Below are 9798 nucleotides of genomic sequence, written 5' to 3' on the forward strand. Positions count from 1 at the left end.
TCCTGTTCGGCGGCGCGGACCTTGTCGATCACCTGGGCGATGTCCCTGGCGTCGCGCTCGGCCCTTTGAGGGCTAGCGGGTCGCTCACCGAGCGCGCTGCCAGCAGGTTGCGCAAGGCATCCGGCGGTTCGCTGTCGGCATCCGGGCGTTGCAGCACCAGGATGTGGCAATGCTGGAGCAACTCTTCCCAGCGGTGCCAAGTGGGCAGGCCGCAAAATGCGTCCCAGCCCAAAAGCAGAAAAACCTGGTCATGGGCGTCCAGTTCAGCACGCATCAGTTCCAGGGTGTCGATGGTCCAGGAGGGCTTGTCCCGCTGCAATTCGCGGGCATCGACCACCAACGGTGCAACTCCGGCCACCGCGCGCTTGACCATCGCCAGACGGTCCTTCGCCGAGACCTGCGGCGTATCCCGATGAGGCGGCCTGGCACTGGGTGTCAGGCGCAGCTCATCGAGCGCCAGCGATTCGGCGACTTCCAGCCCGCCACGCAAGTGACCGATGTGCACCGGGTCAAAGGTTCCGCCCAGTACACCGATGCGTCGAGGTCGAGACGCGCTGGCGCTTACCGGGGCTGACGGGTCGAGATCGCCCAAGTCAGGCCGGCTCCTGTCCGCGCAACTGGCCATCACCGACCACGACGTACTTCTCGCAGGTCAGCCCTTCGAGGCCAACCGGTCCGCGGGCGTGCAGCTTATCAGTAGAAATGCCGATCTCGGCACCCAAACCGTATTCGAAGCCATCGGCGAAGCATGTCGGGGTATTGATCATCACCGAGGACGAGTCGACTTCAGCCACGAAGCGCCGGGTTTCGCCCTGGTGCTCGCTGACAATCGAATCGGTGTGGTGAGAACCGTAATGGTTGATGTGCTCGATGGCCTGCTCCAGCCCGTCAACCACGCGGATCGACAGGATCGGTGCCAGGTACTCGGTGCTCCAGTCCTGCTCGGTGGCCGGCAGGGCCTCGATGATCGCCCGGGTCCGCTCGCAGCCACGCAGCTCGACGCCTTTTTCGCGGAACTGTGCAGCCATCGCAGGCAGGAAATCTTTGGCAACGATTTGATCGACCAACAGCGTCTCCATTGCACCGCAAATGCCATAGCGATAAGTCTTGGCATTGAATGCAATGCGCCGGGCTTTGGGCAGATCGGCGTGGGCACTGACGTAAACGTGGCAAATACCGTCCAGATGCTTGATCACCGGCACGCGGGCATCGCGACTGATCCGCTCGATCAGGCCTCGGCCACCGCGTGGCACGATGACATCGACGTATTCAGGCAGGGTGATCAGCGCGCCAACGGCGGCACGGTCAGTGGTTTCAACCACTTGCACCACGGCAGCCGGCAGACCGGCTTCGGCCAGCCCGCGCTGGATGCAGGCGGCGATGGCGCGGTTGGAGTGAATGGCCTCGGAGCCACCACGCAAAATGGTCGCGTTGCCGGACTTCAGGCACAGGCTGGCGGCATCGATGGTCACGTTCGGCCGCGATTCGTAAATGATCCCGATCACGCCCAACGGCACACGCATCTTGCCGACCTGAATACCCGACGGCCGATAGCTCATGTCGCGAATCGCGCCGACCGGATCCGGCAAGGCCGCGACCTGACGCAAGCCCACGATCATGCCGTCGATGCGGGCCGGGGTCAGTTCCAGGCGTTCGATCAATGCCGGCTCCAGACCATTGGCGCGAGCAGCCGCCAGATCCTGTTCATTGGCAGCGGTCAGCTCGGCGCGGGCAGCGTCCAGTGCATTGGCAGCAGCCTGCAGCGCACGGTTCTTCTGCGCAGTGCTGGCACGGCCGATGACGCGGGAGGCCTCGCGGGCGGCGGCGCCCAGGCGGGTCATGTAGTCAAGAACGGACTCAGTCATGGTCTGGCGTGGTCTTTGATAAGGTCTTGGTAAAGAGTAAAGCGGCTGATTATAGCTGTCGTGCCTCCTGACTAACAGCGGTGACGGGCGGATGGTCGAATCGGAGGGCAATTAACCGACGTTCAGCCGGAATTAAGCTGCAAATTGTTATCATCACGACTCAATCAGCCTTGATAATCGCCGTTCATCATGACCGACCTGACTGTTCGAACGTCCGCTGCAAGCCTGCCCAAGGGGCTCCCGGACGCTTTTTTCGACCGCGACGCGCAAACGCTGGCCCGGGATCTACTGGGTAAAGTCATTCGTCACCGGGTCGGTAATTTGTGGCTCAGCGCTCGAATCATCGAGACAGAAGCCTACTACTGCGCCGAAAAAGGCAGCCACGCGTCCCTGGGCTACACAGAAAAACGTAAGGCTTTGTTTCTGGATGGCGGGCACATTTATATGTATTACGCCCGCGGTGGCGATTCCCTGAATTTCAGCGCCCAGGGTCCTGGTAACGCGGTACTGATCAAGTCCGCCTATCCGTGGGTCGACGAACTGAGCGGCCCGGCGAGCCTTGCGCAAATGCTGCTGAACAACCCTGACGCCAAGGGCCACCCCCGCCCCTCGCAAAAACTCTGTGCCGGTCAGACCTTGCTGTGCAAATCGCTGGGTTTGAAAGTGCCGGTCTGGGACGCCAAGCGCTTCGATCATGAGGTGCTACTGGTAGAAGACGTCGGCCAGACGCCCACCCATGTCATCCAGGCCGCACGCCTGGGCATCCCCCATGGACGCGACGAGCACCTGATGTACCGTTTCGTCGACGCGACCTATGCCGCCTATTGCACGCGCAACCCCCTGCGGCGCGGGCAAGTCGAAGGCCGCGACTATTTTGTGCTGTCCTGACTTTGCCCCGAAAATTGAAACTGAAGGAATCTCCCCTGTGGGAGCGAGCCTGCTCGCGATGAAGCCTGCTCTGTCAACATCACCGTTGACTGAAACGGCGCAATCGCGAGCAGGCTCGCTCCCACAGAGGGCCAACTGAATATTCGATGGAGTTGTTTTTATGGGCTCATGGCTCGATAGCGTGACTGCCTGGTTGACGGCCAACCCGCAATGGCTGGCGGCCGCCGTTTTCATCGTGGCCTTCGTCGAATGCCTGGCGATTGCCGGACTGATCGTACCGGGCACGGTGCTGCTGTTCGCCGTGGCGGTGCTGGCCGGCAGCGGCGCACTGTCATTGAGCGAAACGCTGCTGCTGGCCTTCGTCGCCGGCGCGCTGGGCGATGTGATCTCGTATTTCCTGGGGCGCCATTTCCACCAGAACATCCGGCGCCTGCCAGGGCTGCGCCATCACCCGGAGTGGATTGCCGGGGCCGAGACGTATTTCCAGCGCTATGGCATCGCCAGCCTGCTCGTCGGGCGCTTTATCGGGCCATTGCGCCCCATGCTGCCAATGGTGGCCGGGATGTTCGACATGCCGTTCCCGCGCTTCTTCGCCGTCAGCCTGCTGGCCAGCGCGGGGTGGTCGGTGGCTTATCTGCTTCCGGGCTGGGCCACCGGTGCGGCGATCCGCTTGCCACTGCCCGAGGGTTTCTGGCCCCAGGCCGGAGTCGTGGCCGGCAGCATCGCCCTGATGATAGGACTGAGCACGGCAAGCAGCCTGCGCAGGCATCGCAAGGCAACGATGTTCATTACCGGGATGAGTTTTCTGATTCTGGCAGCACTGTTTATCGGCTATTCGCACCTGGCTGCCCTCGATCAGGGGGTGATGGCGCTGGTACAGGAACATCGCAGCCCGATGCTGGATGAAGTGGCCGTGGTGTTCACGCTGATCGGCGAGTTTCGCAACATGCTGGTATTCAGCGCCCTGCTGGTCGCACTGCTGTTGATCACCCGGCAATGGCGACAGGCAATTTTTGCGTGCAGCACATTACTGTTCACCGCATTGGGTAATACCATCAGTAAAAACTTCTTCGCCCGCGTGCGCCCGGAAGTGCTGACTGACCCACTGACCAGCTACAGCATGCCCAGCGGCCATGCCTCCGGCTCCTTTGCACTGTTCCTGACCCTCGCCGTACTGGCGGGCCGGGGACAACCGCCGAGGATGCGCCTGACCTGGTTGCTGGTGGGGTGTCTGCCGGCAATGGCGATTGCCCTGTCACGGGTGTATCTCGGGGCGCACTGGCCGACGGATGTGCTGGCCGGCGCAATGCTCGCGGCCTGTGTCTGCGCAGCCAGCCTGTGGCTGGTCCAGCGCCGCACCCCACTTGATGCAATGCCGCCCAAGGTCTGGTGGCTGGTACTGCCCGCGCTGGTAGCGCTGTTCGGATTCTTCGTGTTGCGGCATTTGCCGCAGATGATGTTGCGGTATGCCTATTAGCCAGTAGACGGATCTTCGTCATCTTCAATACGGATGTCTGTCGCATAACGCCTGCCGTTGGCGTCGACCTCGACGACATAGCTGACTCGCTGCCCTTCTTTAATCAGCCAAGGCGGGCACTGGAACGAATCGACGTAGAAACATAGAACCTCATCATCCAGGCAATCGGTGACTTTGACTGACTCTTCAATTTTATCGCGCTGCTGGTTCACGGATTTCTCCCTTGAGAATCAGCCTGCTTCCGGCGGGGAGCGCAGGTTATGTCAAAGCCACCACATGAGCCCGATATCAAGCGGGCTCCACTTCCTCTGCCTGCATGCCTTTTTGCCCTTTCACCGCATTGAAAGAAACTTTCTGACCTTCCTTCAGGCTTTTAAAGCCATTGCCTTTAATGGCCTTGAAATGCACGAAAAGATCAGCACTCCCATCATCCGGCGTAATAAATCCAAAGCCCTTGTCATCGTTAAACCACTTAACCGTTCCCGTTGCCATTTTCGCGCACTCGTTCGCTCAATGTTAAAAAAGCGCAAAGCCAGGAAGCAGCCCAAGCGCCTTTTCCGTTTTTGCACGGCAAGCGTAGAACGGTGTAAAACCATCCAGCTACTGTCAGTTTTGTCAGTTATTTAAACTAATTTGAAATAAACGAAATAGCGCAGGGGAACTAAGCAAATAGCTCCCCCTGCAACTCATCCAGCAGCGCCTGAATCGCATCCAGGCGTTGCTGCGGGTCATCGAGTTGCAGCAGGTCGATCTTGTCCAGCTCGGCGAAAGGCAGCAGGTAGGCCAGTTGATTGGCCAACGACTGTTGACCGGTCGCCTCGGTGCCCATGTTCAGCGCTTCGACCATCGGATGTTCGGCCAGGGCCTTGAGCAGAGCGACCAGATCGGCATCTTCGTCCTGCAGAGGCTGTTCGGGTTCCTCTTCCAGCCACTGGACCTCGGCGAGTATCAACTGATCGCGCTGCACTTGCGTGCTCAACACGTTGAATCGACGCCCGCCCTCGACCCGGATACCCAGCAAGCCATTGTCCTGCGTCTTGAAATCGGTGATCCGCGCTTCACACCCGACCAATGCGTAACCTGCCGGGGCAATGCCGACTTCTTCGCCTTCCAGGATGCACACCACGCCGAACCCACCACCCTGTTTCATGCAGCGGCCGATCATGTCCAGGTAGCGTGCCTCGAAAATCTGCAAATCGAGGATGCAGCCGGGGAACAACACCGTGTTCAGCGGAAAAAGCGGCAGACTCATAGACATTTCCTTCACACCACCATCGACACTGCCAACGGCAGCAACACCGCCGTGGCCACGCCCATCAAACTCATCGCCAACGCCGCGAAGGCGCCGCACTCCTCACTTTCCTGCATGGCCACCGCCGTACCGACCGCGTGGGCGGTCATGCCCAGCGCCATGCCACGTGCTTCAGGGCTATGGACGCCAAGCCGGTTCAACAGGCTCGGACCGAAGATCGCGCCAATCACTCCGGTGATCAGCACGAACACCGCCGCCAGTGCGGCGACACCGCCGATCTGCTCCGCTACCAGCATTGCAATCGGCGAAGTCACCGATTTGGGTGCCATGGTCATCAGGATCATGCGCTCGGCTCCGAACCACCAGCCCAGCAGTACGCCCATGCCGGTGGCCACCACGCCACCTATCACCAGCGTAGTAAAAATCGGCCAGAACAACTGTCGAATCCGCCGAAGGTTGAGGTAGAGCGGCACCGCCAGCGCGACCGTTGCCGGACCGAGCAGGATACTGAGGATCTCGGTGCTCTTGCGGTACTCGGCGTAAGTCAGCCCGCAACTGACCAGCACACCGATCACCAGCATCATGGAGACCAGCACAGGCTGCAAAAAGATCCAGCGGGTTTTCTCGAATGCCGCCAGCACCAGCTGATAGGCACCCAGGGTGATACCGATGCCGAACAACGGGTGGTGAATCACCGACGTCCAGGCGCCTTGCCAGTCGAAAGTCATTGATTGTCCTCGGCAGGGTGAGCGTGTCGCTTGATCAGACGCTGCATCAACACACCGGCGAACGCCATCGAAAGCAAACAGGACAACACCAGGGCGCCAACGATGGCCCAGAAATCCGCGGCAATATCGGCGGCATACACCATCACGCCCACGGCCGGCGGCACCAGCAGCAACGGCAAGTAACGCAGCAGGCTGCCGGCCGCCTGATTCAGCGGTTCACCGACCTGGCCACGAGCGATCAGGTACACCAGCAACAAGAGCAGACCGATAATCGGTCCCGGCAGGACCGGCACAAATAAATGGTTGATCGCGGTGCCGAGCAATTGAAACAGCACCAGCCAGGTCAGGCCACGTAACAACATTATTGATCTCCCGCTAAATCCGTCACCCGCATTGGCCCGGGCATTATAAGCATGCCGACGCTATGGACCGGCATTCGCCAAAAGCATGGTCAGTTGACCGGAGCATTCAGCCATGTTGATCTACATTGGTAATCCGGGAGGCCACCCTCCACTTCAAAACTATAAAACCGATGAACCCAAGGAGAGTCTCAATGCCGTATGTTCCAGTTGCAGAGCTCAATGATTATGTCGGCAAGGAACTTGGACGTTCCGATTGGCTCACGATCGATCAGGAGCGCATCAACCTGTTCGCCGAAGCCACAGGGGACTATCAGTTCATCCACGTCGATCCGGTCAAGGCAGCACAAACGCCTTTTGGCGGCACCATTGCCCACGGATTCCTGTCGCTGTCGCTGATTCCGAAATTGATGGAGGACATCCTGGTTCTCCCTGAAGGCCTGAAAATGGTGGTCAATTATGGCCTCGACAGCGTGCGATTCATTCAACCGGTCAAGGTCAATTCGAAAGTGCGCCTCAAGGTCGATCTGACCGAAGTCACCGAAAAGAAACCCGGCCAATGGCTGCTCAAGGCCACCGCCACACTGGAAATCGAAGGCTCGGACAAACCGGCGTATATCGCCGAGCCTCTGTCGCTCTGCTTCGTGTAAACCTTCCCGGATGCGAAGCAGCTCACGCTGTTTCGCGCCCCCATTGTTCCTCCGGCTGTATATGGACACATAGCTGCGGCATACTCGGTCGCCTAATTGTCCGGAACCCGCTATGCGCTCACTTGCACTCCTTGCCTTGACCCTGATGCTCACCGCTTGCGGCGACGGCGAATCGCCGCTGCCTCCAGACGCCCGCCTGCCTGACGGCGGACGTTATCGTGGCGATCTGGTCGACGGCTTGCTGCAGGGACAGGGCCGCATCGACTACCCCAACGGCAGTTGGTACGCCGGCCAGTTCGACAAGGGCCAATGGCATGGCCAGGGCGAATGGCACGGCAGCAACGGCGAAGTCTACCGCGGACAATTCAATCAAGGCCTGTTCGACGGCCAAGGCAGCCTGACCACCAGCGCCAGCAGCTACAACGGCGGCTTCAAGCTGGGCCGACGCGACGGCGAGGGCACCCTCAAAGAAAACGGCATGACCTATCGCGGTGAATTCAAGGCCGATCAGTATTCGGGGCTCGGTCACCTGGACCTCGATGATGGCAGCACTTACCAGGGGCAGTTCGCCCATGGCAAACCCAACGGCGAAGGCCAGCGCGGCGATGGCAACGGCAATCAATTCACCGGGCATTTCGTCGACGGTCAACTGGAAGGCAACGGGACCTTCAACAGCGCGGAAGGCGATCTGTATGTCGGCGCCTTCAAGAACAGTCAATTGCACGGCAAGGGCCGCTACGAAAATGCGGATGGCGATGTCTGGCTGGGCCAGTTCAAGGAAGGCTCACTCAATGGCAAGGGTGAGCTGATCGGTGCCGATGGCAGCCATTACATCGGCCAATTCAACGACTGGCGCTTCAGTGGCCAAGGTCGCCTGAACCTCCCCGACGGCAGTTTTTACGTGGGCCAGTTCGATGGCGATGCCTATTCCGGTCGAGGCACCCTGGTGCTGACCGATGGCTCCGTACTCAGCGGCATCTGGGTCAACGGCCAGCGCGTGCGGGACGCCGATGGCAAGTTACTGCCCGACCCTCTCGAACTTGGCCTGCTGGCCCAGGGCCGCCTGCTTGATGAGATGCTGAGCAATGTGCCTGCCTCCACTCCTGCCGTCGAGCTGTACAGCCTGACGCTGGGTGGCGACGGCAAACAGAGCGTATTCCTGCGTGAGTCCGACTACGTGGCCAACATGCTTGCCAGCCGTTTTGGAGCCTTTGGCCAGATTCGCTTGGTCAACCATCGCGATCACCTCGCTGACCGGCCAATGGCCACCCGGGAGAACCTGCGCCGCGCGGCCATGACACTGGCCGAACGCAGCGGCCCGGAAGATTTGATTTTCATCTACCTGTCCAGCCACGGCACCAGCGAACACGAACTGGTGCTCGATCAGCCACGCATGGAGCTGGCCGACCTGCCGGCCGACGAACTGGCCGCGGTGCTCGCCCCGTTGAAAAATCGCGACAAGATCATCGTGATTTCGTCCTGCTATTCCGGTGGCTTCATTCCCGCCCTCAAGGATGAACGCACCCTGATCATGACCGCCTCGCGGGCGGACCGCGTTTCGTTCGGCTGCTCGGAAGAAGCCAATTTCACCTACTTCGGCGACGCCCTGTTCGCTCAGGCCCTGAATCAGACCGATGACCTGGAGCAAGCTTTCAAGCTGGCCAAGGCCACCGTCGCCGAGCGCGAATTGGCTGACAATTTCGAAGCCTCCGAGCCACAGATCTGGGCACCGAAAACCGTCCTGTCCCACTGGCAACTGCTACGCAAACAGCAAGCACGAAAAGCACTGCAAAGTGCTCTCATTGACAGCAAGGATGCAAAGACCAACTAAGCTGATGAGTATCAAGGGGGATACACTATGTACTTGACGCCTCAGCACGTACTGCTTGCCGGAGCCACCGGACTGACCGGTGAACATTTGCTCGATCGCTTGCTCAATGAGCCAACGATTACACGGGTACTGGCGCCTTCGCGCCGGCCACTGGCCCGGCATCCCCACCTTGAAAACCCGGTCGGCGACCCAACGGTGTTTCTGCCGCAACTGAACGGCCGCGTCGACATCGCCTATTGCTGCCTGGGCACGACCATCAAGCAGGCCGGCTCGGAACAGGCCTTTCGCGCGGTGGATCTGGACATGGTGGTGGCATTCGCCAAACGTGCGCGGGAGATGGGCGCCCGGCACCTGATCGTGATCAGCGCCCTGGGCGCCGATCCGAAGTCGCCGATTTTCTATAACCGGGTCAAAGGCGAAATGGAGCAGGCATTGCGCGCGCAGGACTGGCCGCAACTGACCATTTGCCGTCCGTCTTTATTGCTGGGTGAACGCATCGAACCTCGTCTGGCGGAAAAAGTTGCCGGCCCGCTGTCACGGCTGATTCCCGGCAAGTACCACGGCATTGAAGCCTGCCAGATGGCCAGGGCAATGTGGCGGCTGGCGCTTGAGGAACAGGATGGTGTGCGGATTGTCGAGTCGGATGAGTTGCGCAAGCTGGGCAAGTAATCTTCGGTGTCTGTCATGACGCCATCGCGAGCAGGCTCGCTCCCACATTGGATTGCGATCAAATGTGGGAGCGAGCCTG

The 9798-nt window shown here is 60.1% G+C and carries 11 protein-coding genes and 1 pseudogene; 5 read left to right on the plus strand and 7 right to left on the minus strand.

Annotated elements, in window-relative coordinates:
* Positions 1-58 precede the first annotated feature (58 nt).
* Positions 59-592 (minus strand): annotated as a pseudogene (nadD, locus tag ACQKP2_RS30515) (nicotinate-nucleotide adenylyltransferase); the annotation flags it as partial.
* 1 nt (position 593) lies between these two features.
* A complete protein-coding gene (locus ACQKP2_RS30520) occupies positions 594-1865 on the minus strand; it encodes a glutamate-5-semialdehyde dehydrogenase (RefSeq protein WP_427582038.1) in 1272 nt (423 codons plus the stop codon).
* A gap of 189 nt (positions 1866-2054) precedes the next feature.
* On the opposite strand from ACQKP2_RS30520, the gene ACQKP2_RS30525 reads away from it, so the two are divergent.
* Together ACQKP2_RS30525 and ACQKP2_RS30530 are read left to right on the plus strand one after the other, a co-directional pair.
* Positions 2055-2753 (plus strand): DNA-3-methyladenine glycosylase, encoded by a 699-nt coding sequence (locus ACQKP2_RS30525; RefSeq protein WP_427582039.1) that lies wholly within the window; start codon positions 2055-2057, stop codon positions 2751-2753.
* A 160-nt stretch (positions 2754-2913) separates the two neighbouring features.
* The gene (locus tag ACQKP2_RS30530; protein ID WP_427582040.1) at positions 2914-4230 is read left to right on the plus strand and encodes a bifunctional DedA family/phosphatase PAP2 family protein; all 1317 of its coding nucleotides are present in this window, start codon (positions 2914-2916) and stop codon (positions 4228-4230) included.
* Here the strand turns inward: ACQKP2_RS30530 and ACQKP2_RS30535 are convergent.
* The 5 genes from ACQKP2_RS30535 to ACQKP2_RS30555 form a co-directional block, all read right to left on the minus strand.
* Positions 4227-4442 (minus strand): hypothetical protein, encoded by a 216-nt coding sequence (locus tag ACQKP2_RS30535; RefSeq protein WP_427582041.1) that lies wholly within the window; start codon positions 4440-4442, stop codon positions 4227-4229. The genes ACQKP2_RS30530 and ACQKP2_RS30535 overlap by 4 nt on opposite strands.
* A 76-nt stretch (positions 4443-4518) precedes the next feature.
* Positions 4519-4722 (minus strand): cold-shock protein, encoded by a 204-nt coding sequence (locus ACQKP2_RS30540; RefSeq protein ID WP_427582042.1) that lies wholly within the window; start codon positions 4720-4722, stop codon positions 4519-4521.
* 169 nt (positions 4723-4891) lie between these two features.
* Positions 4892-5482 carry an LON peptidase substrate-binding domain-containing protein gene (locus tag ACQKP2_RS30545; RefSeq protein ID WP_427582043.1) on the minus strand — a complete coding sequence of 197 codons (591 nt, stop codon included), beginning with the start codon at positions 5480-5482 and terminating at the stop codon, positions 4892-4894.
* 11 nt (positions 5483-5493) lie between these two features.
* Positions 5494-6210 (minus strand): LrgB family protein, encoded by a 717-nt coding sequence (locus tag ACQKP2_RS30550; RefSeq protein WP_427582044.1) that lies wholly within the window; start codon positions 6208-6210, stop codon positions 5494-5496.
* Positions 6207-6572 carry a CidA/LrgA family protein gene (locus tag ACQKP2_RS30555; RefSeq protein WP_427582045.1) on the minus strand — a complete coding sequence of 122 codons (366 nt, stop codon included), beginning with the start codon at positions 6570-6572 and terminating at the stop codon, positions 6207-6209. Before ACQKP2_RS30555 ends, ACQKP2_RS30550 begins: the two co-directional genes overlap by 4 nt.
* Positions 6573-6763: 191 nt before the next feature.
* On the opposite strand from ACQKP2_RS30555, the gene ACQKP2_RS30560 reads away from it, so the two are divergent.
* The 3 genes from ACQKP2_RS30560 (at position 6764) to ACQKP2_RS30570 (ending at position 9719) form a co-directional block, all read left to right on the plus strand.
* Positions 6764-7219: a MaoC family dehydratase gene (locus ACQKP2_RS30560; protein ID WP_427582046.1), complete on the plus strand. Its 456-nt coding sequence runs from the start codon at positions 6764-6766 to the stop codon at positions 7217-7219.
* Between the two features lie 112 nt (positions 7220-7331).
* Positions 7332-9050: a C13 family peptidase gene (locus ACQKP2_RS30565; RefSeq protein ID WP_427582047.1), complete on the plus strand. Its 1719-nt coding sequence runs from the start codon at positions 7332-7334 to the stop codon at positions 9048-9050.
* Between the two features lie 27 nt (positions 9051-9077).
* A complete protein-coding gene (locus ACQKP2_RS30570) occupies positions 9078-9719 on the plus strand; it encodes an oxidoreductase (RefSeq protein ID WP_427582048.1) in 642 nt (213 codons plus the stop codon).
* Positions 9720-9798: the final 79 nt, after the last annotated feature.

Source organism: Pseudomonas sp. NPDC089569 (genome assembly GCF_050280625.1).
In the GTDB taxonomy this organism is placed as follows: Bacteria; Pseudomonadota; Gammaproteobacteria; order Pseudomonadales; family Pseudomonadaceae; genus Aquipseudomonas.

Coding starts and splice junctions, on each gene's coding strand:
- ACQKP2_RS30570 (WP_427582048.1), top strand. CDS start 9,078: ATGTACTTGACGCCTCAGCACGTACTGCTTGCCGGAGCCACCGGACTG.
- ACQKP2_RS30550 (WP_427582044.1), bottom strand. CDS start 6,210: ATGACTTTCGACTGGCAAGGCGCCTGGACGTCGGTGATTCACCACCCG.
- ACQKP2_RS30545 (WP_427582043.1), bottom strand. CDS start 5,482: ATGAGTCTGCCGCTTTTTCCGCTGAACACGGTGTTGTTCCCCGGCTGC.
- ACQKP2_RS30560 (WP_427582046.1), top strand. CDS start 6,764: ATGCCGTATGTTCCAGTTGCAGAGCTCAATGATTATGTCGGCAAGGAA.
- ACQKP2_RS30565 (WP_427582047.1), top strand. CDS start 7,332: ATGCGCTCACTTGCACTCCTTGCCTTGACCCTGATGCTCACCGCTTGC.
- ACQKP2_RS30530 (WP_427582040.1), top strand. CDS start 2,914: ATGGGCTCATGGCTCGATAGCGTGACTGCCTGGTTGACGGCCAACCCG.
- ACQKP2_RS30520 (WP_427582038.1), bottom strand. CDS start 1,865: ATGACTGAGTCCGTTCTTGACTACATGACCCGCCTGGGCGCCGCCGCC.
- ACQKP2_RS30540 (WP_427582042.1), bottom strand. CDS start 4,722: ATGGCAACGGGAACGGTTAAGTGGTTTAACGATGACAAGGGCTTTGGA.
- ACQKP2_RS30525 (WP_427582039.1), top strand. CDS start 2,055: ATGACCGACCTGACTGTTCGAACGTCCGCTGCAAGCCTGCCCAAGGGG.
- ACQKP2_RS30555 (WP_427582045.1), bottom strand. CDS start 6,572: ATGTTGTTACGTGGCCTGACCTGGCTGGTGCTGTTTCAATTGCTCGGC.